At 34.5% G+C, this 23,738-nt stretch carries 29 protein-coding genes and 1 pseudogene; 11 read left to right on the top strand and 19 right to left on the bottom strand.

The annotated features are described in order from the left end of the window. Window positions 1-101: 101 nt before the first annotated feature. Both BV902_RS12875 and BV902_RS12880 read right to left on the bottom strand, forming a co-directional pair. Window positions 102-842: a hypothetical protein gene (locus BV902_RS12875; protein WP_075992287.1), complete on the bottom strand. Its 741-nt coding sequence runs from the start codon at window positions 840-842 to the stop codon at window positions 102-104. After that, window positions 832-1,560 carry an MAC/perforin domain-containing protein gene (locus tag BV902_RS12880; protein ID WP_083663588.1) on the bottom strand — a complete coding sequence of 243 codons (729 nt, stop codon included), beginning with the start codon at window positions 1,558-1,560 and terminating at the stop codon, window positions 832-834. Before BV902_RS12880 ends, BV902_RS12875 begins: the two co-directional genes overlap by 11 nt. Window positions 1,561-2,247: 687 nt before the next feature. Between BV902_RS12880 and BV902_RS12885 the strand changes: the two genes are divergently transcribed. Both BV902_RS12885 and BV902_RS12890 read left to right on the top strand, forming a co-directional pair. Further along, a complete protein-coding gene (locus BV902_RS12885; protein WP_075992289.1) occupies window positions 2,248-4,146 on the top strand; it encodes a hypothetical protein in 1,899 nt (632 codons plus the stop codon). A gap of 427 nt (window positions 4,147-4,573) precedes the next feature. Further along, window positions 4,574-5,059: a hypothetical protein gene (locus BV902_RS12890; RefSeq protein WP_075992290.1), complete on the top strand. Its 486-nt coding sequence runs from the start codon at window positions 4,574-4,576 to the stop codon at window positions 5,057-5,059. Window positions 5,060-6,032: 973 nt separating this feature from the next. Here the strand turns inward: BV902_RS12890 and BV902_RS12905 are convergent. The 3 genes from BV902_RS12905 to BV902_RS12915 are packed head-to-tail and all read right to left on the bottom strand — an operon-like array spanning window position 6,033 to window position 7,336. After that, window positions 6,033-6,491 (bottom strand): hypothetical protein, encoded by a 459-nt coding sequence (locus BV902_RS12905; protein WP_075992293.1) that lies wholly within the window; start codon window positions 6,489-6,491, stop codon window positions 6,033-6,035. 48 nt (window positions 6,492-6,539) lie between these two features. Continuing rightward, a complete protein-coding gene (locus tag BV902_RS12910) occupies window positions 6,540-6,941 on the bottom strand; it encodes a (deoxy)nucleoside triphosphate pyrophosphohydrolase (RefSeq protein ID WP_075992294.1) in 402 nt (133 codons plus the stop codon). Window positions 6,942-6,943: 2 nt separating this feature from the next. Then, on the bottom strand, window positions 6,944-7,336 hold the full coding sequence (locus BV902_RS12915) for a hypothetical protein (RefSeq protein WP_157626050.1): 393 nt from the start codon (window positions 7,334-7,336) through the stop codon (window positions 6,944-6,946). 96 nt (window positions 7,337-7,432) lie between these two features. On the opposite strand from BV902_RS12915, the gene BV902_RS12920 reads away from it, so the two are divergent. After that, window positions 7,433-7,747 (top strand): hypothetical protein, encoded by a 315-nt coding sequence (locus BV902_RS12920; protein WP_075992296.1) that lies wholly within the window; start codon window positions 7,433-7,435, stop codon window positions 7,745-7,747. A gap of 4 nt (window positions 7,748-7,751) precedes the next feature. Then, window positions 7,752-8,180 carry a hypothetical protein gene (locus tag BV902_RS12925; protein WP_075992297.1) on the top strand — a complete coding sequence of 143 codons (429 nt, stop codon included), beginning with the start codon at window positions 7,752-7,754 and terminating at the stop codon, window positions 8,178-8,180. Between the two features lie 219 nt (window positions 8,181-8,399). On the opposite strand, the gene BV902_RS12930 is transcribed toward BV902_RS12925, so the two are convergent. The 5 genes from BV902_RS12930 to BV902_RS12950 all read right to left on the bottom strand — a co-directional run bounded on the left by BV902_RS12930 (window position 8,400) and on the right by BV902_RS12950 (window position 11,636). Next, the gene (locus BV902_RS12930; RefSeq protein ID WP_083663589.1) at window positions 8,400-8,930 is read right to left on the bottom strand and encodes a hypothetical protein; all 531 of its coding nucleotides are present in this window, start codon (window positions 8,928-8,930) and stop codon (window positions 8,400-8,402) included. 306 nt (window positions 8,931-9,236) lie between these two features. Beyond that, a complete protein-coding gene (locus BV902_RS12935) occupies window positions 9,237-9,941 on the bottom strand; it encodes a LytR/AlgR family response regulator transcription factor (protein WP_075992298.1) in 705 nt (234 codons plus the stop codon). 103 nt (window positions 9,942-10,044) lie between these two features. Then, window positions 10,045-10,296, bottom strand: coding sequence for a hypothetical protein (locus tag BV902_RS12940; protein WP_075992299.1), 252 nt, complete (start codon window positions 10,294-10,296; stop codon window positions 10,045-10,047). Next, window positions 10,274-10,996 carry a histidine kinase gene (locus BV902_RS12945; protein ID WP_075992300.1) on the bottom strand — a complete coding sequence of 241 codons (723 nt, stop codon included), beginning with the start codon at window positions 10,994-10,996 and terminating at the stop codon, window positions 10,274-10,276. Before BV902_RS12945 ends, BV902_RS12940 begins: the two co-directional genes overlap by 23 nt. 346 nt (window positions 10,997-11,342) lie before the next feature. Continuing rightward, window positions 11,343-11,636, bottom strand: a complete 294-nt coding sequence (locus BV902_RS12950) for a hypothetical protein (protein ID WP_075992301.1) — start codon at window positions 11,634-11,636, stop codon at window positions 11,343-11,345. 1,474 nt (window positions 11,637-13,110) lie between these two features. Between BV902_RS12950 and BV902_RS12960 the strand changes: the two genes are divergently transcribed. From BV902_RS12960 to BV902_RS12980, 4 genes are all read left to right on the top strand, one after another. After that, a complete protein-coding gene (locus tag BV902_RS12960) occupies window positions 13,111-13,527 on the top strand; it encodes a hypothetical protein (RefSeq protein ID WP_075992303.1) in 417 nt (138 codons plus the stop codon). A gap of 84 nt (window positions 13,528-13,611) precedes the next feature. Beyond that, window positions 13,612-14,442 (top strand): hypothetical protein, encoded by an 831-nt coding sequence (locus BV902_RS12965; RefSeq protein ID WP_157626054.1) that lies wholly within the window; start codon window positions 13,612-13,614, stop codon window positions 14,440-14,442. 201 nt (window positions 14,443-14,643) lie between these two features. Next, on the top strand, window positions 14,644-15,039 hold the full coding sequence (locus BV902_RS12970; RefSeq protein WP_075992305.1) for a hypothetical protein: 396 nt from the start codon (window positions 14,644-14,646) through the stop codon (window positions 15,037-15,039). Window positions 15,040-15,260: 221 nt separating this feature from the next. Continuing rightward, window positions 15,261-15,512: a hypothetical protein gene (locus BV902_RS12980; RefSeq protein WP_075992307.1), complete on the top strand. Its 252-nt coding sequence runs from the start codon at window positions 15,261-15,263 to the stop codon at window positions 15,510-15,512. Window positions 15,513-15,933: 421 nt separating this feature from the next. On the opposite strand, the gene BV902_RS12985 is transcribed toward BV902_RS12980, so the two are convergent. The 7 genes and pseudogenes from BV902_RS12985 to BV902_RS28690 form a co-directional block, all read right to left on the bottom strand. Next, complete coding sequence (locus BV902_RS12985) at window positions 15,934-16,359, bottom strand: (deoxy)nucleoside triphosphate pyrophosphohydrolase (protein ID WP_335682278.1); 426 nt, start codon at window positions 16,357-16,359, stop codon at window positions 15,934-15,936. A 30-nt stretch (window positions 16,360-16,389) separates the two neighbouring features. Continuing rightward, window positions 16,390-16,983, bottom strand: a pseudogene (locus BV902_RS12995) (IS256 family transposase); the annotation flags it as partial. 201 nt (window positions 16,984-17,184) lie between these two features. Further along, window positions 17,185-18,507, bottom strand: coding sequence for a glycosyltransferase (locus BV902_RS13000; RefSeq protein ID WP_172840677.1), 1,323 nt, complete (start codon window positions 18,505-18,507; stop codon window positions 17,185-17,187). Beyond that, window positions 18,425-18,913 carry a glycine-rich domain-containing protein gene (locus tag BV902_RS13005; protein ID WP_075992310.1) on the bottom strand — a complete coding sequence of 163 codons (489 nt, stop codon included), beginning with the start codon at window positions 18,911-18,913 and terminating at the stop codon, window positions 18,425-18,427. Before BV902_RS13005 ends, BV902_RS13000 begins: the two co-directional genes overlap by 83 nt. Window positions 18,914-19,122: 209 nt before the next feature. After that, window positions 19,123-19,839 (bottom strand): hypothetical protein, encoded by a 717-nt coding sequence (locus tag BV902_RS13010; RefSeq protein ID WP_075992311.1) that lies wholly within the window; start codon window positions 19,837-19,839, stop codon window positions 19,123-19,125. Between the two features lie 184 nt (window positions 19,840-20,023). After that, window positions 20,024-20,563, bottom strand: a complete 540-nt coding sequence (locus tag BV902_RS13015) for a hypothetical protein (RefSeq protein ID WP_075992312.1) — start codon at window positions 20,561-20,563, stop codon at window positions 20,024-20,026. A 317-nt stretch (window positions 20,564-20,880) separates the two neighbouring features. After that, window positions 20,881-21,414, bottom strand: a complete 534-nt coding sequence (locus BV902_RS28690; protein WP_443019317.1) for a DUF1896 family protein — start codon at window positions 21,412-21,414, stop codon at window positions 20,881-20,883. 209 nt (window positions 21,415-21,623) lie between these two features. On the opposite strand from BV902_RS28690, the gene BV902_RS28695 reads away from it, so the two are divergent. Beyond that, window positions 21,624-21,875, top strand: a complete 252-nt coding sequence (locus tag BV902_RS28695) for a transposase family protein (protein WP_075992313.1) — start codon at window positions 21,624-21,626, stop codon at window positions 21,873-21,875. Between the two features lie 22 nt (window positions 21,876-21,897). Here the strand turns inward: BV902_RS28695 and BV902_RS13030 are convergent, their stop codons facing one another. Beyond that, window positions 21,898-22,608: a transposase gene (locus tag BV902_RS13030; RefSeq protein ID WP_216640468.1), complete on the bottom strand. Its 711-nt coding sequence runs from the start codon at window positions 22,606-22,608 to the stop codon at window positions 21,898-21,900. Next, entirely contained in the window at window positions 22,605-22,862 is a 258-nt protein-coding gene (locus tag BV902_RS27740) for an IS110 family transposase (protein ID WP_216640469.1), read from the bottom strand. Before BV902_RS27740 ends, BV902_RS13030 begins: the two co-directional genes overlap by 4 nt. A 252-nt stretch (window positions 22,863-23,114) precedes the next feature. Between BV902_RS27740 and tnpA the strand changes: the two genes are divergently transcribed. Both tnpA and tnpB read left to right on the top strand, forming a co-directional pair. After that, a complete protein-coding gene (gene tnpA / locus BV902_RS13035) occupies window positions 23,115-23,402 on the top strand; it encodes an IS66 family insertion sequence element accessory protein TnpA (protein ID WP_237242131.1) in 288 nt (95 codons plus the stop codon). Then, window positions 23,402-23,734: an IS66 family insertion sequence element accessory protein TnpB gene (gene tnpB / locus BV902_RS28700; RefSeq protein WP_075992314.1), complete on the top strand. Its 333-nt coding sequence runs from the start codon at window positions 23,402-23,404 to the stop codon at window positions 23,732-23,734. Before tnpA ends, tnpB begins: the two co-directional genes overlap by 1 nt. The last annotated feature ends 4 nt before the right edge of the window (window positions 23,735-23,738 follow it).

Below are 23,738 nucleotides of genomic sequence, written 5' to 3' on the forward strand. Positions count from 1 at the left end.
TTTTACAAGATGTATATTTTTTTTGGCTTTTCGAATTTAACATAAAATGTTAGCCAAACTTGGCTAACATTTTATGTTAATGTAATTACATAGTGAATATTCTATTTGTATGTTTTGAAAGCCTCGCCGTGATTAACGAAATACGGTCCGAAATTTCCGCTTATGTTAGATGTGTAAGCATAGACGCCAGATTTCGTATTATACCATTGATTTATTGATACCAGTTCAGGATCGCTATTATTGCTTTTATAAGCGGAAAAGGCTGTTCCATGATTAACGTAGTTTGCACCAAAATTTCCACTTGGGTTAGTAGAGTAAGCATAAACGCCAGTTTTGGTATTATACCATTGATTAACTGGAACAGTTTCATTGGTTGCTTGTTTTGGAGTCCAGAATACTATACCATGATTTACATAATTTGCGCCGAAATTTCCATTGATATTCGCCGTGTACGCATAGATGCCGTTCCGAGTATTATACCATTGATAAATTGGGACTACTTCAAGAGATTGCAATTTATTCTTCTCTAGATATCTATTTACTGCTGCAACTATTTCAGCTTTTTTAGTTGCAAAAGAGGCCGGAATAAAATCGTAAATAGGATATGTATTGTCCCAATCGATTTTAACTAATCCAGCATTATTTACGTTTACAGATTTTTCCCAACTTCCCTTGTTTACTTGAGGAAATACAGCATCCTTTCCTTGGTTATAAGTAACATCAACACCTTCTCCGGCTTTATATTTAATATATAAATTTTGCTCCACATTTTGAGATGCCAACGTTTCATTTGTGGTAACAGTCTTATCTACATCCAATCCTAAACCAATTTTAGGTAACATTGCCTTGAAGCCGGCTTTTACAGTATTTTTTTTTATTTGTGGTGTTTGATTGATCTGTAGAAGAACTTTTGTACAACACACGTAGTGTACCCCCAAGAGTGATATCTGTTAATACATGGGTACCGTAGGCCGCTACAAACGCATCTGCGCTGAGTGTTTGTAAGTCTGTTATAAACTTAGATGTAACATAATTTGACATCACTGTAGGCGTTTCCTCAATTCGCATCGAGCTGACATATTTTAACACATCTATGGATGCAAAAGCGTATTTTGTGGAATAAGAATATTTAGTAGTTAACTCGCTATTGCTAGTTATATTTCCAGTAAAAAACTTCGGTAAAGCGCTAGTTCCTGGATCTACCTTAGCTGAAACATTTGTTTGTTTGATTATATCCTGCAAATAATCATTAGAAGAATAACCGTAATAATATAAATTAGTTCCTCCTGTTTCAGGGTTTACTATAACGGAATATTGCAAGTCATTCGAAAGCTTCTCAACATCAATAACAACCCTTCGGTAAGAGTCTTTATCTAAATATTCTTTGGTCGCGTCATAGCTAAATCCTAGCATACGATATTTTGAGTCCCCTACGGAAGTCTTCAAATTGGAATTAGCTTTGAGCACCTTATCTGCGGCGTTTTCGGGGGATTGTAATATATCCTTTTGGCAGCCTACGAAAAATAATGGCATAAATAGCCCGATGTACTTGTGTTTCATGAATTTTACGTTCTTTATTTGAAAGTTATCTGTTGTTAGTAGTGTTGGTGTTTCTTGCTAAGGTAATATTTTTTTTCGTGAGTAATGTTTTATTTTTATTTAATTATTGTTATTGTATAATTTCTTTTATTGATCTGTGTGATATTTTTGGTGATAATTTATTTTGTTTTGTATGGTCGGGTATACCTCCTAGATCCTTATTTTTCAGTATTGTTTATTTTCGCAATTCTGCTTTCAATTACGTTTATTAATGCTTAATTCTCTAATTATCAATAAATTATTTATGTAATAAGGCTTTGTTTAATTGTTATGCTTTAATAAAGGATATTTATACTTTTCCGGAGAGTTCCCACTGATGTGGGGGAAGTTATTTTTCTTTTACAGTTCTATTTTTTACCGTTATAAATATTAGCTTTTCGGTTCCATACCATTTAGACCGTTAGTTGCCTTAACCTAAGTGATCTATCTGCGTGCTTTTATAAGCCTGTGTAAGCTTCAATTTTTTATAAAAATTATCTACCTAATAATAATTGTCTGTCTGAAGATTAACTCGGTTGTGGTTTCCCCGAATCAATTGTTCTTTGAGACTTTTCGGTATCTCTCGCGTACCGCTTACATACACCTTGTTTTCCTCAGATCGCCATCGCAGCAATTATACTTTTGTCATACACATAAAAACAAAAGAATATGGCAAATCAATTTTTAATTAAAGAGACGATGGATGCAATGCGCAATCTGTCCGCAACTGAAATCGATGGATTAAAAGGGAACAATCCAATTTATGCGGGAGTAGAGCTATTAGGCTATTATGAAAAAGGTGACACACCGTCTCCGATTATCTATTATCTCGCTCCAACTACACCTGACCCCGGAATTGACGACGGCGGAAGTGTCATTGTTACCACGGTCGGGAGTAAACTGGTTCATCATTTCGATATAGTTTTCCCTGAATATTTTGGGGCAAAAGGAGATGGCCTGACAGATGATTCGACCGCTATTATTAAAGCAAATCGATATGCCGTAAAAAGCAAATCAACAGTCTTTGAATTTCTTCCTAAAACTTATAGTGTAGGAAAATTTTCAACGCCCAATAATATACTATTTGTGATGATATCTAATCTTACCGTAAATGGAAATGGGGCGATTTTGAAATTGCAGGACCATGTTTTGGACACTGCTGCGGCAAATGTAAAATTCATTTATGCAGAAGGCCCGATTAATAATTTTAAAGTTTTTAATTTGACTTTAGACTTTAATGGGGTCAATAACTTTGTGCCGGGAGTGAAAATGAATTTTTGTATTGCTATTGGATGTTTTTTTAACAGTGATGGAATCATAATTTCGGGAAATACAATTCTAAATAATCCAGCACGTCAAAGCCTTTTGTTTGGCGATGGAGTTCAGGGTAAGTTTGCGAATAATATTCTTATAACCGACAATGTCTTTAAGAACTTTGGGAATGCGATTAGTGGAAACAATTCCCAAGACGATCACTCTGTCATCTATTTGTGTGGGGAGAACCCGATAGTCACAAATAATAGTTTTATTAATGAAAGAGATTTTATTGCAGAAAGACTTATGCCATTGTCAACAGCGGTTGAATTGCATTCTTCAGCTTCGGTAGTGACAGGCAATGTTATAAAAAATTTCAAACAGGCATTTGTCATTGCCGCAATGAACGAAGATCAAAAAAGTTCGATATATGCTAATAATGTATGTAATAATATCGGCAGGCTGGCAGAAGTATGGTCAAAAAATAATTGCGTGTTGGATGATATATTGATTGCTGACAATATTGTCACTCAATCCTATTATTTACCTCTTATTGATGCCTATACCAATACGCTTACTCCAGTAGGTAAGATTGTTATCGAAAATAATATTGTCGAAAATACAAGAGAGCGATTAACGAGTCTTTCAAATCCCTCATTTTACGTTAAGAACGTTAAAAATGTTATCATACGAAACAACCAGCTAAAGAAAATTCCAGGCGGATTGGGGTTGTTTAATGGTAGTTCGGAGATTGATATCATCGTTGATATTTCTAATAACTCCTTTACAGATTGTGGTAATACCGATCATACTGCTGCTTATATGTCACATCGCGGGTTTCTTTTCAATTTGGGTAAATTTAAAGAGGTGCGTTTCTATGGTAACAATTTCTATAAAACCGAAATTAATAAGAGCTATATCGACTATATGTTTCAATCTGATTCAGCTGTTGATGTCTTACATGTAACAGAAAATATTTCTCGGAATATCAATGACATTCAAGTCCACTCGACAGCAGAATATAGCGAAATTGTGATTAAACATACTGGCAGTTTAGATCCGAGAAATATTCATCTTAGGGCATCATTTGGAAGTACTATAACGGATATTTCCTCCAATGTCAAATGGGAGAAAATAGGAGGAAGCCAGAGTTGGAACGGTTGGCGTAAAATTACCTATGCAGACAATGTGCCTACAAATGGAAATTATGTTGCCGGAGATTTGGTGTATAATAATTCAATTACAGCTGTAAATCCTGAATTAGGGTGGACTTGTATAACCAACGGTACTCCAGGCGTATGGAAGGCCATATAACTCGGATGTGCTAATAAAGATATCTTCTTTATTAGGTGATTTTTTCTTAAACTGTTAAGCTTCCCTTTGAAGAACTGAGGGAAGCTTAACAGTTTAATGGCTTTTTTCTTTATAACTAAAAGATTGATGAGTCAATCTATTTGTCCGCTTTAAACGTGAAATGTGGAAGTGAAAGAAGTTGATGACTAAAATTTTAATAAATTTTTTACTACTCTTTTTTACAGATAATTGATATTAAGTTATTCTAAATCGAATATCTAAAACCATCAGGGTTAAAAAAGCCAGTTAGAATCTTCTTCTTCCTTTTTCTACGTTTTCGAAATTCTTATTACATTCGAAAGTGTAAGCTAGAAGACATGGCATCTAGTGATCTTTTATGTAAATGAGGGGTAGTTTTTATTTAAATTTAAATCAGCCGTAATTATCTATGGATTTTAATATCGCTTTGACAATAGACTCCAGAGCAGGAGGTAAGTCCCATATTCTATCGAATCTTTCGATCTATTTGAAGAAGTCTTTTAAAGACAAGGATTATGGTGCTGATCTTCTAAATTATACTTTAGGGTTCACAAGTGTTCTAGCTCCGGAAGGATATGAGCATTTTTTTGAGAAGAAGAAGCCATTATATGTTTCGGATAGAACGACCAAGAATAGATTTACAGGTGAGCAACACCATATGTACAAACTTTTCATAGATAGTATAGTCATCGAGCCTGATCAGTATGAAGATTTTGTATCAGGAACTGACCTTCATAGTTTGGAAATTATTAAAGCGAAAATATTCGAATCTCTATCCAATTTGGATCGTCTACCTAAAAAGGTGAAAGATTTTGACAAAGAAAGGTTCAGAATAGATATGAGAAACCTATTAGCGCAAACAGATGACATGCAAATTATTTCTTCTCAACCTTAAACACCAGTCCGCAAACAAGTGCGACAAAGGAATAAGTCAATAACATCCCAAGGGGGATAGTTTTCGAAATAAGATAAGAAGTCAAACAAAAACCAATAACAGTAATAGATATAAAAATAGGTTTTACCCATTTAATGTTAATCCTGTAATAGTCAAGTAGTCTAAATGCTATTATATTAGCGAGTAATGTTGGGAAAGAGCTCCCCACCAGACCCATTAACAAGAATGGAAAAGCCACACGCAGTTCATAAAAAGCAGTTGCTGGGCTTACACCCCTCATAAGCCGATAGATGGGAAGTGTTATTAAGAATAGCAAAATAGTACTTCCAAAATACTTAAAAATATATGATCTGTTCATTTCTTACTTTAGGTCAGGTTTCCTAAATTTTAGAAGTATTCCTGTAACTACCGCTGATAGCGAATAATATATTGTAAGATTCTCTAACATGTCAGAGTCAATTATTGAAGTTGTCAAAGTAATTCCAGCAATTGTTACAGATATTAGAATTAACTTAATCCACTTTGAATCGATGTTACTATTAATAAGGCGGTAAAATACCAAGAGATATATTATCAATGTTGGAATAGAGTATATGGTACTAAATATTAAATAGATGGTAAACCATACTAGTGCATTACCAATTTCAGAAGGAGATAGAAATTTAAATCCGGAAACTAAAGTCAATATCGTAGTACCAAGTAATAAGGTACATCCCCAGTGCTTTAATATATATGACCATTTCATTTAATAATTTCCTGAAGAGTTTTTAATAACACTCATAAATAATATTATTAACCTTGGTTAAACTGCGCTTGTAGAAAGATACGTCTTTTTTCCTTTGTTGTGTCTGTTTGATTGATAATCTTTTCGGCAAGAGGGAGTTTATTTTCGATGTAGAACTCATTTCGGTTATATCTGTTTATTGGAAATTTTTAGACATATTGTTGTTTGTTGAGCTGATTAACTTATCCTCTATAAAATCTCTGCTTCACCAATAAGTTTAGGTCCTTCATGTAGCCACCATTTACGACCTTTTGTCAAATATTGCTCCAGCTCTTTTACAAGGAGAAAACGAACAGTCGTAATCCTTTCTTCACCGGGCATTAGATCCTCGCCCTCAAAATTTATATTACCTATATAATTCTCCTGTAATTTACCTTCTGACGCATATTCAAACACGTGATTGGGGCTATAACCTGAGATGATGCCTGTTTTTCGGCCGCCTTGCTCAGTAGGTATTAGCTTTATTCTTGCCTTGACTATCAATAATCCATATTGGTTGGTAAGCTCTTTTATGCTAGCAAGGGTGTATTTGTCATATGCCATTACGTCGAACACTTTTGACACGCCCGTATCCAACCATCGTTTGTAGATAAGTTTGCCATTCATGAACAAGTAGAGCTCATTTTCTGAAAAATCTTTAAATATCATTTTGGGCGTTTTTATATTTAGTGTCTTGGATTATTTCTAAAACTCTTTTCAATCTCTAGCCTTTAATTCTTCAATCAATTCTTTCGCAATAGGTATATCTGCCGGAGCAAGCTTCCAGCCTAATAGATCACTAACGTTTACCCACTCGAGTTGATCATGATCGGTAGACTCTGAAGCTATATTCTCGGTCTCACAAATGAACGAGATCAATTCGATAGCGCCATTATCGTACTGATGTACCGTATCGAAAAAGTGCTGTTTGATTTTTACTGTCAAATTTAATTCTTCGATCAATTCCCGAAGCAATGATTCTTCATTAGATTCACCATCCTCAACCTTACCGCCAGGAAACTCCCAATAGCCCCCTAAAGACTTTTCAGGTTTCCGTCGACAAATCAGAACAAGATCATCTTTGAATATAATCCCGCAAACAACTGTGATAAGATCCATAGTTATTGAGATTTTATTATTGTTAACTCGCCATCATCAAATCCCACCGTTATTGCTATCGCTTGGGCAAAAATTGAAGTTTTGAAATCTTCGGATTTTACATATGATTGAACTAACGATTCAGCATATTTTAAAATATCCTGCCAGTCTTTATCTTTTAAAAACTCATTACCGAATGAAAAATATTTCTGTTTAGGTTCAAAGTTCCTATTGGTAGCCCAATCGTCATCATCTTTATCGAAAACTTTGGAGCCAGTGAGATACATGGTGAAACCTTCTTCTGATTCGAAAAGCCCGAAATTGAACGCAATTATTGATTTATCAATCCTTTCAGTTTTGTTGATGTTATCCACCCATTCGTGAAATCTTTGATCGACTGGTTTAACTTTATGCATATAGCTCATCATGGTGCAGTAGGAGTCATGTCGTCAAAAATAAATAATTAATACCTATCTATTCTGGTTTTATTTTCAAGCTGAAAAGATGTTCGAGTGATTTTATTTCATCTCGGATTTGATATTTGGGCATTGCGTTATCAATATATAAAGAATGAAGCTCCTAGCATCCTTTCTTCCATGGTAAATGGGACAAGAGGAAAAAAATATGACTTTAAACGATATGATGGAGTCAGTGATGAGTTGCCAATTACATATCTTTATCTTGGCGTAGATTTTTTAGGGAAGATTGTTGTGCGAGAGATGTTGGAAATTACTCAGCGGGCTTTATTGCAGGCAGAAAGGGTATCTATTGGGCACAAACCAGGAATAAGTCTTTTTAGACAAAGAACTTTTATGTATGATAAGTAAATAAATGAAAACAATTATTAAAATCATTGGCGTTATTGCTCTTTTACTTCTAGTATTTGATCAGTCAAGGTCTATATATAGGCTTGATGATAGTCATTACATTACCGTTTGGAAAAGATTAGGTAATAAATGCATCATCACACTTGATAAACATTATTCAATTTTCAAGCCGTCTAACTATATTGAAACGACCAATGACAATTTTGTAACTATTGTTATTGACAAGCAACATGTAAATTCTGATTTCGCGCTATATTCGGGTCAAGATAAAGCTGTCAACATAGTTGGATATCAAAGTATAGTAATCTATAAAAATGATAAATATGATGAGTTTAAAAAGCAGTATTATGAGAATAACAGCTATAAAAGACACCACTTATATTTTTCTATCGATATCAAAGAAAAATTGATTTCAAAATTTAGTGGTGATTAAATGCTGTTATATCAATTTTTTTTCAATTTGTAATCTATACGGTCCCATCTGATGATTGGGCTGTGTGATTATTAGTTCTCAGTACTAGTTCTGCTATTTTAAGTTATTGAATACGTCTAAAGTTAACCTTTGAAGACTTTTCGGTATCTCCCGTGTACCGCTTACATATGCCTTGTTTGTCCTAGATAGCTACCGACACCGACTGAAGTAGGACGATCCTTACGTTTCAATCGTCGAGAACAATAGATGTTGTATCGATGGCGGATATTCACCATCAGCCTCGAAAATATCAACCTTTGTCTGTAGCAACGCTTTATCCCTTATCATCCGATGTTTTGGGAAGACATTTTTTACTTTATTTTCCAGTTTCTCAAATACCCGAGATTCGATAGCACTTATAGGATCAAAAGATTTATCAAGATTGGATATATTCATAATCCTGATTGCATAATATGGTAAAATTACACTAACAAATAAAGAGTACAAAATCTCTTTATCTTCTTCCTGGATAAAGGAAAAGTGATAACAGGGGCTTCCGCCTATAAAGGAGTAGTCCCAAATTTCAGTTGATAGATCAGATAAGGAATCCTTCAACAGATTCCATTCATTACGGTCGGACCATGCGCTATCGATATAGCTCTTCTTTTTCTTATAAGGTTCCGAATTAGCATAGGCAGCAATATCATCCAGTGAAATATCAGTCGGATAAAATTCCTTCAGTTGCTCTATTATTTGGTGTTTTTCTATCAAAACTAATTTACACCTAAGATTTCAGGCCTTTATTCCCGCAAAACTGCAATATTCGAGCCAAGCAGAATACTAATATAATCTTGTATTTCTATCTTCATATGGATCGGATTCTCTTTTACAAAGATTGTATATGTCAGATGCTAAATTAGAAGTCGAATTGATGAATTTCACATTTAAGTCACATTGACGAAGACATTCTTGCTGACGGACAGACCAGGGACAACTATCGTGTAAGTATTGCAGCTCTTATCAGGTTCACGCTAGTCTTTTGAAATAGCTGAGTTGAGTGGATCTTTTACCATATTATTAAGAACTTTTTTTTGTCATCCGGCTCATGAACGAATCTCGATAGGTCTGTCCGATAGGGACGGCATTTTTATAATGTTCTAATTGAACCATATTCCCATTGATCATTACAATAAATGGAATAGCAATGATAAAAGATTTATGGATTCGCACAAAGCGATCAGGCAGTAATATATTGTTTAAAGCACTTATGTTGAGCTGGACCATAATGCTTTTATTATCAGAGGTGTAAAAACATACATATTTTGCTTTTGCTTCAATATATACGATTTCGTTAAGCTTAATTTTGACCAGCTTCCCTTTATATTCTGTTTTGACAAATATAAATTCTTCCTCTTGTTTAGCGTCGATCGAAAGCTGTTGTTGCGCCCTTTCCACCGCTAGTAGAAAACGTGGAAAAAATATGGGTTTTAATAGGTAGTCCACAACATTCAGGTCAAATCCTTCAAGGGCATATTCTCTGTATGCGGTGGTGAGAATTACCTTATATCTTTCATTCAACATCTTCAAAAATTCCAATCCAGTTAATCCCGGCATTTGAATATCCAAAAACAACAGATTGACCTCCGTGTTGTTAAGTAACTGTAATGCAGCTATTGGATCGGCTGCAGTACCCACTAAATTTAAATAGGGAATCTGTTCAATATGTAGTGTCAGCAGTTCTATATTGTGTGGTTCGTCGTCAATTACGATACAATTTATCATATGTTAGATATTTATGACTATTTCGGTTATGTAATAATTTTCGTCTTCCTTAATTGTAAATGTGTGTGTGCTGCCATACATCAGATTCAGGCGTTGTTGCACATTATTTACGCCGATACCTTTTGATAATTCTTTTGGACCATTTCTTTTTTTTATTGCTTACCAAGAAGTTTATTTTGGAGTTTCTTGCCATAATTTCAATCGAGACCGGATTTTTTGCATCATGAAGTTCACCATGTTTAAATGCGTTTTCAACCAGCGTGACTAAAGTTAAGGTAGGGATTTTAGCGTCCTTAAGTAGAATATCTTCGCTGTAGCTTATTTTTATATTGTTATTGAACCGGATTTGGTTCATCTGAATAACTTTTTTTTATTTGCTCAGCTTCTAAAGCTAACGGTACAATTCCCTGTTCACCCCAATCCTCCAATGCGTAACTCATTATTTCGGATAGCAGATGAACTGCCTGTGACGCTTCAGGATTGCTCTTATAAGTTTTTGTGTAAATTAAGCTCAATGAATTAAAAAGGAAGTGAGGATTGATCTGATATTTTATTGCCGCCAATTCCGCTTTTAATTTTTCACGCTCCAACTGTTCTTTACTCCTGCGAATCACGTTTGAACAAATAGCTACGGCCACAAAATAGGATATAACGGTAGAGGCAATATTTAATATTGTTGTTGTGATAAAAAATGAATCCGGACTTAGGTTGCCGGCACTTCCTCGATCGCTTCTGTGCACGAAAAATGTCCAGTAATATTCATAAATAGTTAGCACGGTGAAGAAGGCGATGACCTGGACTGATACTTTTCCCCAGCGTCGATCCATAATCGCGGGTATCGCAAAATGATATATAAGCACGTAGAAAACTACTGTGCCTTTTAGGATTGTATGAGTAAAACTTACATAGAGATTAATTCCACCTTCAAATTGATCAACTGTTTTATCAAAGCCCTGAAGTTGTACCAGAAAGAGAAATACGGCGATACTCCATATTCCATAAATCAGTAAAATAACCAAAAACTCCTTCCACTTTATCCTGAATGCTAATGACATTTAAACCTTAAATAACTTATTGCTGTTCTTATTTTTAAACAAAATTAGTTGAAATGGATGATGATTGAAAGTTTTATCTATCGACAATAAGATTATAGGCATGAACGGTACTATTGGTTACATCAAAACGGACAAGCGATATCGGTCAGGTGGCTAGATGTCATTCAATGGTGATATTAATATAATAGTTTCCGGCCCGAAGTACAAGGACCGGAAATTGATACATTAGGAAATCATGTATTTGTTAAATTGTTGCACGCTCGGATATTAATTGAGTAACTAGAAAATTAATTGAAGACCTGACAGCTGTATTAGCAGGATGAGCATAAAATTACAGGGATGCGATTTATTTATATTTGACAAATGTGGCTACAATTTTTTTAACCTTGATATTATTTGTGATTGAACCGCCTGTATAAGTATTATTCTTTTTGCCGTTCTGTAGATTTCCAAAGTCTGATTTTGATGATCCCGTCACTTCCTCGGTGAGTTTCATGACCACAGCATCCGCACCTTTGGATTGGCCGAGTGTTATTACCTTTTGCTGCGCGGCCTCTATGGAGCCAAAACCTTTGCCTATATCCGTTGTTCCCATTACTTCGTATCCTTTTTTAATGTCATTTACATCAAAAAAAAACATCCACATGCTGGGTTGGAGCATAACTTTTCCCAAAGTAAGATGGAGCAGAACAAGAGGTGGCGGCTAAGGCAATCATTGCAACCGATTTGATCAATAAATTTTTCATTTGTTTAATTCTGTATGAGTGATTTTATTTTTTATTTCGTGCAATATTAGGGGAAAGATAAGTAGGTATAAAGTTTTAAGCATCAATAAAGGTATTCGTGGTATAAACACTATAATTTACTACATTAAATAGCTTAAGAATCATTTCAATTGGCGTAAGGTCTTATCACACTGGAAGCAATCTGTAAAGTATTGGAATGCCAGCCTTGAGACATTTTGGGATTTGTTGAAGGCTGAGGGCTTGATTTTGTTCAGATAAAATCTTGATGATCTGAACTTCTGAAAGTTTACTGTTTTTCATAGCCTTCCAAAATTCAAAAACTATATTTAAATGTTTCGGTTTTTCGGGAAGAGGTCACTTATAAAGATCATTTAAGTCTGCTACATCCTGACTTGTTTGAAAACAAGGGTGAAACCAAGTCCAAAAATTCTCCTGGTCTTTATAATGATCGGGTAGTGGTACAATCATAGTACCACGGAATAAATCTCCAGGATGTTCCTTATACCTGAAGTGTGTAAACTTTTCATTTAAATTTTTCATGACAGTCATTTGGTGCGAATGCCACAAATGCTGTTCCGGAATGAAAATTATGAATAGCCCTTAACTTTTGAACAACATTTTAGAAGAAATGAACAACTGTAATTCCAACTAATCTTACGACCTTTGATTTAGATCGAAGCCCAAAGCCGGTTAACATTTTGCCAAAGCGGACATCTAGCTAACATTGCCCCCCTTGACGGTTAACAAGGGGGGCTTTTATTTCTACTCTGTTTTCTTTCACAAGCACAATTCAGTCGTCTTATATGCTTTTGCGTGTCCAACAATAACAATGTATCATCGATTGACAATAAATCATCTTCCCAAAGCGGCGTTATGCAGATTCGTGCGAGCAAACAGTGCTTTCCAAATCTACAGGTACCTAAAGTCCACACCAGTTGTTTTGAGACAATGTCAGTTAATGTGTTTTCGGTTGTCAGTTCCATTTTTTCGTAAAAAATAAGATGGTAGACATTTTCGAAACTATCTTGATCAGTATCCTATTGAAGTATCTATATTTCGTCATCAACCCCGTGTTCCTGAGAAAAACTATTGAAGTACTGTTAAGCAAAGACAAAATGATCTTTTCCGAAATTGTTATATATTGTGGTTTTGAATTTTACAATAAGTTTTATTAAATTTATAGTGATAATAGCTGATCCTCTGATTAGTAATATCGTAAATTTTGCCATATTTACTGCCTTTTTATTACAATAGGCGGATAAACTTTTTTAACGAGAAACTGCCAATTTATCTTGATGTAGATTATTAAATAAGCCGTAACTACACGTTTTTAGTTTCCACCCTATTATTAACCAAAAACTAAATACCATGAGTAAAAAAGCATCAATTAAAGTAAACCCGTACTCATTTCATCTAGTCGTACATGCGATAGAGCAATTTGAAAAAGAAAACAAAGCTATCTTAGTAAACACTATTAGCTTGAGCAAGTTTCTGACTGCTCAGTCTATTGTAGGTAAAAGTTCCATTTCGATAGAAGTAAGGATCGTACTTCTAAGAGCATATGGTTACGAGCCAACAGAAGAAATGATCAAAAATCTTAAAGACACTAAGGAAATTAGCGACTTTGAGTTTTCTGATCTCGACATTCTTTCAATTACTAAGGAGCTCGATGATATTATAAAAAAGCACAACCCAAGTGTGAAGAAACTAACCGTTAATAAAGTTAAGAATTGTGATACGGTAGGTGATCTCGTAAAAATGTTAGAAGGAATTGCTTACCCTTAATAAACCTAATTATGAAAAAGTTAATAGTATTAATAATGGTTCTTTTAGTATGGAATATAGTCTATGGGCAGAAAGACACTCCAAATGACAAAGAAAAAAAAAGTAATGAGCAAGGCTGATTCTATTTGGAGTAGGTTCAGAATAGGGGAATCGATGGAAACTGCAGAACAAAAGGAAAGTCCAGCACAGCTGCAGATCACTTTGCCTAAGAAAGATAAATCTTCTTGGCTGATCAATGCTGGTGTATCCTATAGATTAGGTGATAATGCTACCAGCAGTATATCTAAGATAGCAACAGAATATCATAAAAATACACTGACGGACAAAGAACAAGATAATTTTAGCATTGGTTATGGCTTAACTCAGCTTATTAGTAAAAATGCGAGTAAAGGTTTCTTTATTAATGGCGATGCAAAATATGTCTACGACGGTGTTGAAAACAAAAATTCTATTGTCTCGAATATGCTACTTACCTATTATAAAAATAGAAATGGTGGGCCAGGTTTCAATTTCAATTCTAGAAATATTTGCAATGGTACCGCATTATTTGTATCTGCTTATACCGGATTACAATTGCAGGGTGCGTTCAAAGCCAGTGATAACGCTGACGAAGGTTTTATTTTGAGACCACAATTTAAGACAGCAATACATTTTGATATTAACAAGAAGGATGATCCAATCACACCGTCACCATTGCTCAGGTTTTCAGCTGATTATTCCGGAAGAGTTGACGCTATTAATACTACTGATAATAGGGAAAATTACACGCATCTAATAAAAACTGGCGCAGACATTTTTATTGCATATCAACCCATAAAGGTATCTATAGGCGGAAGCTTTAATTATGGCTCCAATCCCGTGGTCGGGCTGAAACAACAAGAGTTTTGGTTAGTCAGTCTAAATATCATGAAATAAAATAGAGTGAATTATTAGGGAAAATTAATTCGACGGCTTGAGTAAACAGTTGTTGAATAAATAAGCGTTTGGAAATCAATTTGTCTTTTGTGATAGACCTAACGAAAAATCAAAAAAGGGGAAGAACAAAAAAGTCAGAAATCTAATAATAAGTAGTTTACATATTTATCAATAAATCAGTTAATTATTAATCATTAAGTCATGAGCGAAAAATTAAATTTAAATGATCCAATTTTTAATGGAAAGTTCTTCGAAACCAATGAAGAAAACACAGAGCTAACTGCTCCTCCCGTCAGTTTTCAAGTAATAAAAGCAATAGAAGAGGTCGATTCTATTGATCAACAATGCAATTATAGCGGTTGTGGAAACCAAATTAAAATTTCAGAGGAAGGAAATTCTCAATATGCTTGGTATTATTTGAACAATAGTTCAAGTAAATATGCCGATGTTACTATTGAAAGAAGATGGATTTATGGTGGTAGTTGGAGGCGTGAAACAGTCGCACATAAACTCTATCCAGGGGAAAGGCGTGAAGTTTTCAGTTTTCCGAGAAATCAAAATCCATTATGCTGTATTGTAGCTTGCAATATTTTGTAGTTTGGTATTGATGAAGTTTATAAATGTCCTTTCCGGCCCTCGTCGTAAAGGACATTTCTGTTTCGTGGCAAAGCGTATAAAAGGTACAATTATTAATCTGGTGATTTATGGTTATAGTACTACTCTTGTTGAGCGAGAGAAGTGTCAAATTGTAAGACAACGAATTTCACATTTATATTATCTATTTGACTGGAATTTAAAATATACAAAACTAAATAAAAATGAAAAAGCACCCTGATTTAAGAAGATTAATCTCTAATTCATATAACGGAGATCACAAATTTGCAATTAACTATTCTAATATTGAAGCTGCACAAGGAGCCATTTTAGAGGCTTATAAAAATTTTGTGGGATTCAATGAATACTTAGATTTGCATATAGAGTACCTTATAATAGAGGGCTGTTCAGTCAATCATATAAATGAACAGCTTAGGAAAGTGAGTAATCTTTCATCTTATTTTATTAATGCCTAATCTAAAAAAGATTAGGCAACAGAACTGCCTATTTTAAACTTTAAGAATCAATAAACTATGGAAGTAAATCATCTAAATTTATGTGATGCTTGTAAAGCTCTTCTTGGAAAGGGAAGACATACTCCCCGCATAGAAACTTGCGACACCCGGTTTGAACCCTGGCGAGTACTGATTGATTCGAAGGAAAAGCTGTATCCGAACTTAAAGATTCAATTTCATCGCTCTTAATTTGGCGCTATTTTAAAAAGATTGCCTATTTCGCGTTTATGAATGCTGAACAAGTTCCTTACCTTAACGCCTTTAGCCATGTTGATAGAAAGAATACAAGAGATGGATTGTTACCACATAAGCTGATCTTGCTCTCGATTTTGGTTGAGCTATTGAAAAGGGTATCGTGGTCAATAATCGAATTGAAGTGGTTTCACTTCCTGAGATACCGTTGTGTTAAATATTCATCCACAATAGGTAAATCAGCCTCTGCCCAGTCGTAGTCTCTCAATTGATTCGCATCTACCCATATGGCTTGCGCATGTTCCAATGCTTTGACCTCACCATTTAACAAACTGCATACGAAGGGGTACAGTTGTATAGAAAAATCAGAATAATGATATTCAGCAGTTGAAAGTTTGTTATCAATCTCTATATCAATATCAATTTCTTCTTTTATTTCTCTGCGAAGACAGTCCTCTTTTGATTCGCCTGGTTCGATTTTTCCACCGGGGAATTCCCATTTTAAAGGTAATTTCATCGAAGTGGAACGTTGACAAATTAATATTTTATCGGCATGTTCTATAATTGCACAGGTTACTTGTAGCATAGTGATGTAAAGATAATCATTTACAAGCATGACCCAATTGAAATTTACTACGTATGGGTTAGCTCCCTCATTTTCTGAGCCATAAAGACCGATCAAATCTTTTCTACCACCCATACCAACTCCCAGTATGTTATAAATAGCTCTTGATTCAACAGTTCCATTCTGGCGAACTTTAATGTGCATGCAGTCCAGGAATACAAAGGGATAAACAGCTTCAAGAGGCCTACTTTACCATTCATTTACAGCTGGAAGTACACTTTCGGTAATACGCGATATTTCAGTGGCAGAGATTTCCATTGCATACATTTCGCGTATAAACTCGCTTATCGCCCGTGTGCTCATTCCTTTGGCATACATGCTCAGCACGTGTCCCTCAAGCTGTTCAGTGATGATTAATTGTCTTTTAGGCACTACATTAGGCTCGAATGTGCCGGATCTATCACGGCCTGTTTCCAGTTCAAATGTCCCAGTGTTACGGCCTCGGACAGTCTTTTTTGTCTTGCCATTTGGCCGGTTGCTATTGCCCGAAGCTTTCTCTTCGTTCAAATGGTTTTCCAGTTCTCCATCCATCATTGATTCCAACAGATGCTTCATTAACGGCGCTAGGACGCCATCATTGGGAGACAAACTTTTACCTTCGTAAAGACCTTGCATGGCTTCTGCCTTGAAGCGTTCAAAACGGCGAAGCCCACTTGAGTGCCTTAAAAAACAAACACTAACGAAAAATCGAATGGGTCTTTTTTTTTTTCATGACCGTGTCGTTTGAATAATTGAATATAAATAATCTTATTGAATTATTCCTCCGACACAGTTCATGTTACAGTCTCATCAAAAAAAAATATAATTATTATATTTTTACCCATTTAAAAAAGTTATTATTGATTTTCCGTGTCCACCTATAATACTAATTTTCTTTTTATCTTCAATTGCATCTTTAAGTTTATCAAAAAGATTATCTTGCGTAACCTTATCTATACAAATAAAGTTTTTTTGGTCAATCATTAACTTTTTGTAAGATAGATTTTCTAAAATATCCTTTGAAAGGAAAAGACATGTCCCTTGAGATAACACTTCTAAAGGGATTTGTGGCCTATGGATTTTAATTGGAAAATCATTTTCCAAGAAAACAACTACATCACATTTCTTAATAAATCCAGGAATTCGCCAATGTGGAATAAAGGGTAGAATATAGGAGTTCTCAGATAATTTTCTATGGGATAAAATACTCTCATAATAGGATAAAAGATTGAATTCCCTTCCGCCAGATACACTAATAAAATTAAATTTGCATATCTCCGATAATCGAGAAAGTGCCTTTATTAATTCACTGGTTCCTTTGTTTGAGCTTATTTTTCCATAGATACCAATTGTAAAATTTTCTATATCCAAAGATTTGCTATTCATTTTAATAATTGCACTTAAAAGATCGGGGAATTTGTTAAGCTGCTTAGAATAGTGAGTATTACTTAGTTCTAAATATTCTTTAAGATCGAATTTTGGTGGCTTTTTAAAGTAATTTGGTAGTTTGTTACCTTTATCTATTTGTATTTTATCATTATTAAAGTTAAAACTTGAAATAAGACTTTCTCTAGAGCTAGGTTTTGACATAATAGTATTACCATTATTTACCATCCACTCATAAGCTAGAAATAGATCCGGATGCGTAGACAATCTAGAAAGATCACTTCCAGCATGATAAATAGTGGATTTAATGTTATGAATTTTACTCAAGATACTTGCAAGTAATCCATATGGTTCAAAATACCAACCTATTATAAGATCAATAGGATTATCTACAATCACCTTACTTCCTAAACCAAAAAGTTTGGAAAAATAGGAATGTGAATAGGGGATATGAAAGTGCTTTTTTATTGAATGTGTATTATGAAGAATAATATTTGACCCAAGTAAAGTGCAAAAATAATCATAGTCTTCTGAAGTAAATGATTGACGAAAATTGAATTCAACCTCATCTGCATTAGTAACGACATGAATTTTGTATCCTTTACTAGCTAAGGCTAGAATATGATTGAACCCGCTAACGCTTTCCCCACCTTCAATAGGTGGGATTTTGCCAATAAATAGGATGTTCATTTTAATGTCCACATCTTGTGCATCCTGTACACCCATGACCACAACTAGAACACCCGTGTCCACATTTACTACAGCTCGTTCCACATGCTGCTCCTTTTAAGTTTGAACTTAAAATATCAGGCCAAATATGTTTTGGAGGCTCTTCATTAAATATTACTTGATAATCATCTAGCAAATCGAGATATGGCTGCGGATTTTTCTCTCCATCCTTTTTCTCTGGAACATGGTGAATATAGTTTCCGTTAATTATATTACAGAATTCAAAATAATCCTTTGTGAAAAAGATGAAGGTATGCCAAAGTTCATCTACCACACCAGCCATTCCGTATGATTTTTCTGGATTAATGGCACAAAGTGAAAGGAATCTTTTTAATTCTTTTTCGTGTTCTAATGCAACTTCCAAATTCAGGTCATTGTCGCTAGCATATCGTTCAACGATTTCAGACATATCATACGATATTGCTTTTTCAATAATTTCTTTTTGAGTCATAATTCTCGGTTAATTAGTTATGGTATCTTAAAGATAAAAAAAAAATACACATAACTCTTTATTTTGTAGTATTTTATTAGAGAGATTGAGACGGAGTATTGATTTTTTTCTAGACTATTTAAAGTAAGGTTGATTAAGTTTTGAACTTGTTAAAAAACACCTTTGTAATATTTACAAAGGTGTTTTTTTGTGGCTACATGCTATTAATTTTATTTAAATAAGGCTGTAAATGGTATACCAACATTTATTCCTATTACAGGCTTCTCTTTTTCTTCTTTATTACTATAATTGGTTATATCCTTTAATATAATCTGCGGTTCAATATTGATCGGTGTTGTTTTCCCTCTAAATCTTAAAGGAATTCCGAAACGTAAATTGGTCGCACTGAAATCACCCATGTTTTTTTCGATAAATGCACTGATTCCCGGAGTTACTAATTTCTCCTTACCATTTCTATCTGTGTTGGAAAGCGATAAAACAAATTGCAAATTTAAATTATTGGTGACAAATTCTTTGTATTCCCCAATATAGGCCTTATTGTTATCAAGAACCGCTAAATTACTTTTAGTAGTCTCAGGAAATTGAGAATATTGATAATAATCGACAGAAGTCATAAGGTCTGCGATAGCAGAGTTATTATGAAATATTTTCCAACCTAAAGAGGCATAAAATGAAACTTTGTTATTAGATTCCCAGATGCCATTTCCCTGGAGGTTTAGTTCCCATAGTTTTAACTTTTCCTTTTCAAAATTTACGGTATTGTTTACAGCAATGAAAGTTTTTCTTTCAGTTAGAGGAACAAATCCCCATACTGAAAACCAATAATTTTGGAAACAAGTATAGGAATCTCGTTTATACAGCCTTTCAACCTCAGCTGTAGAAATTTGGGTTTTATAATCTTCTAATGTAGGCAACTTATCGGCCACAGTATTAATTAACAGGTCCAGTTCAGTATTTCCATTACTAGTAAGTGAATCTAAATATTTCTTTGTTTTTTTATAAACTTCATCATTAGATTTACTAGCAGCTATTTTCTTAAGTTCTTCAATATTACTATAGATTTGCCCACTGGAAGTATTAATTTTTTCTGTTCTTACAGCCTCATCAGATTCAATTTTTTTTAAGAATTTTCGCTAATTCAAGGTTTCTAACAATAATTAAATTGGTCTCTTGATTACTTTTGAGATCCATTCCTTTATAGGTTATTTTACCCCATTTGAACAAAGTGAATTTTGCCCCAAATCTAATGTCAGATTGCCACTCACCTTTTTTATACAACGTTGTAAAATTTTTCTTGATATTACTCTCGAATAGAGGGGTAAGTAACCATTTTAGCTTTTTATCCTTTTCATCATTTTTGAAATTTATTCCGAAATTGAACTTGTCATTATCCGATGAATAAGTAGCATAATACCTTGAAAGGTTGATTTCAGAAACACCACTTAAATAATATGAGGTCTTCTTTTGTAGAAATAGATTAAAAGCCCTATCGGTAACAAGACTATTTTTAAAAGTTAAATCCGTATCAGTTACATAGTTTTTTAAATCATTTTTAAGATTGTTAATTTTTACTGTATCCGTTTTTGCTTGTCCCCATGCAAATACAGTTACAGGCAATAAAATGCCCGTAAGTAAAATTTTAGCTTTCATAGAATTAGTTTTTAGGTTAAGAATTTATTTATGGCATGTTGTAAATTTTTAGATTAATAAATTGAATAAAACTACTGGCTCAAATGAGCTAGTGGCTTAATATTTAATTATTATGGCTAATGGAACAAATGGCTAATATTTGTTTTTTATAAATATAATAAATTGTAGAATAGGTTACTAAAAATAAGTTGAATTATGGTTACAAGATTTAAATTGTCTTTTCTATTATTTTAATAGTGTACCCATTTGCATTTTGTTGTATGTTAGCAATGTTTTACTATCATTTAAAATTAAATGCAAATGGGCCGGGCTATGCGCTAGGATCTTTTTGTTACTTCATTCCAAAAAGGATTTCCGCTATTATCCCTTACGCAAAAAATTGAATAGTCTGGAATTGTTGATGATTTGAGTACTTCAACAGTCATATTAAAGTCCATGTTCTTCAATCCAAAGTGCAATAGTGGTTTTAATTTCCCCACAGAGTTTGTCATAATCATAAGTATAGGCAAAATCATCACTGAGCTTATAATTGTCAAATAGGGAATTACATCCTTTTGCATTTTTAATGCAAAAGGATGTAATTCTTCATTCATCATTAAACTACCAAATTCGTCGATGACAACATTGTACATCGTATCGAATTTTGAGAAATACAAATTCTCAAAAAGAATATAGTCAGCATATTGTTCACATTCTTCAACAGGGTTTCCGGCTTGAAAGGCAACCCCGAAGGCATTTTTAGCCCACTTTGATCGTTGATCTATAAAGTCTTTGTCATTAGCAAATTTTGGAAAGCTATTTTCCAATCGTTCTTGTAACCGTAATTTGAAATAAGAGATTTCTTTATCCATATGCTCTTAGTTTTATGTTTGTTAGATAAATCTAGGAGTGGTAAACGATCACATGACAAACTTGGTAGTCTTTGTCCAGAAGCAATCATCCTTTGGCATTAAGGAGGTAATATTATGTAATATCAGAAATGCCATGGTCAGTTTCCGGTTCTTCCCCACCTTTGGTGGTAATACCATCATATTTATCGTCCATTAGCGTTCATATTTTAATGAATGCATTAAAACTCGTTTTTTCGGACGATGGTGATAACTTCAGGATTATATCAGAAGATAACCAGCAAGATGTACTGGTAGTTTATGTTCAGAGTACTACCCAAAGTGCTGTCTGCCCAAACTGCTGCATCACTTCGAAAAGAATCCACAGCTATTACACCCGCAAGATCGCAGACCTTCCTGTCTTTGGTAAAACTTCCAGAATTATTCTTCGCTCTCGTAAATTTTATTGTCATCAAGACGAATGAATTCCAAATTTTTTATAACTATTTATTCTGTTGAACATGTATAATTGTCAATGTAATCCGTATTCGATATAATAACTGCAAAGGCCTCTCTTAATAGTTTATTTATAACGGCCATTAACGCCACCTTACTTGGTTTACCTTTAATTTTTAAACGTTCATATAATTCTCTACACGGGGTATTATATCGGATTGCAGACCAAGAGGCAACATAAAGTAGCGAGCGAAGTTCTGAATCGCCATGACGAGTAATGATTCCTTTAGTTTTAATTGATGTTCCCGACTGCTGATAGCTGGGACATACGCCAATGTATTTTGCGAATTTTTTGGCTGAATTAAAATACTCAAAACCACCAGTTGCCATTATAAGTTCAGTCGCAACTCCATTTCCTATCCCCTTAATAGATGTCAGGTGATCCAGCTGTTTTGAAAATTCATTACGGGTTACGGCGACTATATCAAGATTCAATTCTTGTATTTGCTTTTCAATGAAAGCAATAGTCTTTTTTAGAGCTTTGTTTGCCGTGTGGTCGACTTTTGGTAGCGCGAGAAATGATTCCTGAACATTTAAAAGCATACGTAATTGCTTCTTAAATTGTCGAAGTAAAGTCCGTTTTTGCCGAAGTCTTTGAATGTCCAAGCTTGGAATCTTATAAATATCAGGTTTCATTTTTTCTCCATACATAGCAATTAACTTAGCATCCAGATTATCAGTTTTTGTGACACTTAGCATCATCTTGGCAAGTGATTAATCTGTTTAGGATTTACCATGGACACAGCCATATGTGCTTCATGGATCAAATAGAGCAAAAGAGTGCTGTACGTTCCTGTAGCTTCCAGGACACATTGGTAATTGTCCTTCTGAAGTGTGGTGATAAACTGTTTAATACCTTTACAATCGTTCTTAAAGGTTTCCAAACGATAAGCGTTTTCTGCAGGGTAAGCAACCGTAAAACTGATTTTGCTTACATCAATTCCAATCCATTTCATAGCATTGATTTAATATAAAATAACATCTATAAAACTATCGTCGTAAATGCGGATTTTAAGATCCATCGAACTATCCAGTTTTGAGATGAAAGAAAGCGTGTGACGAAACGTCCTGAGCGGTATCCTGCTACCAACGAGACAGTTGCCTTAACCACGCTTTCTTCAAATCTAATAAACATATTATGAGATTAAATGTATCCGTCCTATGAAGTACATATTGCCTTAGATCGCATTAGGCTTTAGCTTTGCTGTATGAACAACTTAGAAGAAAAACGCGAGCGTATGCTGTCTATGATAGCAGAGTGGCATCGGAGCGGAAAAAGTAAGAAAGCTTACTGCGCGGAAAATGGGATCAACGAAGCGACCTTTTATTATTGGTTTTCGCGCAGTAAAGAAAATGACACAGCAGGCCTCGGAAGCTTTATAACAATTGATAAGGCGCGGGGAAAGAGCGATGTTGAGATTATTTATCCCAATGGTGTGCGTATCAAGATCGAAAACGATGTTGCCCTTGTGTCACAGCTGATCCGTCTATACTGATGTTTGCGCTTGGTTCATCGCACCGTTTTTACCTTTATGACGGTTTTTGCGACATGCGAAAATCATTCGACGGGCTCTGCGGACTGATCAGTTCAGGGATGCAACGTCAGGCAACCAGCGGTGAGGTTTTCGTGTTTTTGAACCGTAGCCGTACGCATATGAAGCTGCTTTACTGGGAAAAAGGAGGCTTTGTACTTTATTATAAGCGTCTGGAGAGCGGCACCTTCATGCCGCCGAACGTAAAAAATGGAGAATTGTCCTGGAGCGTGCATATTCCGCACTATACTACACCACTATTCTGCTCCAAACTGGTTCTTCATCAATTTTGGTGAAAGT

The organism is Sphingobacterium sp. B29 (assembly GCF_001952815.1).
Classification (GTDB): Bacteria; Bacteroidota; Bacteroidia; order Sphingobacteriales; family Sphingobacteriaceae; genus Sphingobacterium; species Sphingobacterium siyangense.

Excerpts from the sequence above, each read along its gene's own strand:
- BV902_RS12875 (WP_075992287.1), bottom strand. The coding sequence starts at position 842 with ATGTTACCTAAAATTGGTTTAGGATTGGATGTAGATAAGACTGTTACC.
- BV902_RS12880 (WP_083663588.1), bottom strand. The coding sequence starts at position 1,560 with ATGAAACACAAGTACATCGGGCTATTTATGCCATTATTTTTCGTAGGC.
- BV902_RS12885 (WP_075992289.1), top strand. The coding sequence starts at position 2,248 with ATGGCAAATCAATTTTTAATTAAAGAGACGATGGATGCAATGCGCAAT.
- BV902_RS12890 (WP_075992290.1), top strand. The coding sequence starts at position 4,574 with ATGGATTTTAATATCGCTTTGACAATAGACTCCAGAGCAGGAGGTAAG.
- BV902_RS12905 (WP_075992293.1), bottom strand. The coding sequence starts at position 6,491 with ATGATATTTAAAGATTTTTCAGAAAATGAGCTCTACTTGTTCATGAAT.
- BV902_RS12910 (WP_075992294.1), bottom strand. The coding sequence starts at position 6,941 with ATGGATCTTATCACAGTTGTTTGCGGGATTATATTCAAAGATGATCTT.
- BV902_RS12915 (WP_157626050.1), bottom strand. The coding sequence starts at position 7,336 with ATGCATAAAGTTAAACCAGTCGATCAAAGATTTCACGAATGGGTGGAT.
- BV902_RS12925 (WP_075992297.1), top strand. The coding sequence starts at position 7,752 with ATGAAAACAATTATTAAAATCATTGGCGTTATTGCTCTTTTACTTCTA.
- BV902_RS12935 (WP_075992298.1), bottom strand. The coding sequence starts at position 9,941 with ATGATAAATTGTATCGTAATTGACGACGAACCACACAATATAGAACTG.
- BV902_RS12940 (WP_075992299.1), bottom strand. The coding sequence starts at position 10,296 with ATGAACCAAATCCGGTTCAATAACAATATAAAAATAAGCTACAGCGAA.
- BV902_RS12945 (WP_075992300.1), bottom strand. The coding sequence starts at position 10,996 with ATGTCATTAGCATTCAGGATAAAGTGGAAGGAGTTTTTGGTTATTTTA.
- BV902_RS12950 (WP_075992301.1), bottom strand. The coding sequence starts at position 11,636 with ATGTTTTTTTTTGATGTAAATGACATTAAAAAAGGATACGAAGTAATG.
- BV902_RS12960 (WP_075992303.1), top strand. The coding sequence starts at position 13,111 with ATGAGTAAAAAAGCATCAATTAAAGTAAACCCGTACTCATTTCATCTA.
- BV902_RS12965 (WP_157626054.1), top strand. The coding sequence starts at position 13,612 with ATGACAAAGAAAAAAAAAGTAATGAGCAAGGCTGATTCTATTTGGAGT.
- BV902_RS12970 (WP_075992305.1), top strand. The coding sequence starts at position 14,644 with ATGAGCGAAAAATTAAATTTAAATGATCCAATTTTTAATGGAAAGTTC.
- BV902_RS12980 (WP_075992307.1), top strand. The coding sequence starts at position 15,261 with ATGAAAAAGCACCCTGATTTAAGAAGATTAATCTCTAATTCATATAAC.
- BV902_RS12985 (WP_335682278.1), bottom strand. The coding sequence starts at position 16,359 with ATGCTTGTAAATGATTATCTTTACATCACTATGCTACAAGTAACCTGT.
- BV902_RS13005 (WP_075992310.1), bottom strand. The coding sequence starts at position 18,913 with ATGACTCAAAAAGAAATTATTGAAAAAGCAATATCGTATGATATGTCT.
- BV902_RS13015 (WP_075992312.1), bottom strand. The coding sequence starts at position 20,563 with ATGAAAGCTAAAATTTTACTTACGGGCATTTTATTGCCTGTAACTGTA.
- BV902_RS28690 (WP_443019317.1), bottom strand. The coding sequence starts at position 21,414 with ATGGATAAAGAAATCTCTTATTTCAAATTACGGTTACAAGAACGATTG.
- BV902_RS28695 (WP_075992313.1), top strand. The coding sequence starts at position 21,624 with ATGAATGCATTAAAACTCGTTTTTTCGGACGATGGTGATAACTTCAGG.
- BV902_RS13030 (WP_216640468.1), bottom strand. The coding sequence starts at position 22,608 with ATGATGCTAAGTGTCACAAAAACTGATAATCTGGATGCTAAGTTAATT.
- BV902_RS27740 (WP_216640469.1), bottom strand. The coding sequence starts at position 22,862 with ATGAAATGGATTGGAATTGATGTAAGCAAAATCAGTTTTACGGTTGCT.
- tnpA (WP_237242131.1), top strand. The coding sequence starts at position 23,115 with ATGAACAACTTAGAAGAAAAACGCGAGCGTATGCTGTCTATGATAGCA.
- tnpB (WP_075992314.1), top strand. The coding sequence starts at position 23,402 with ATGTTTGCGCTTGGTTCATCGCACCGTTTTTACCTTTATGACGGTTTT.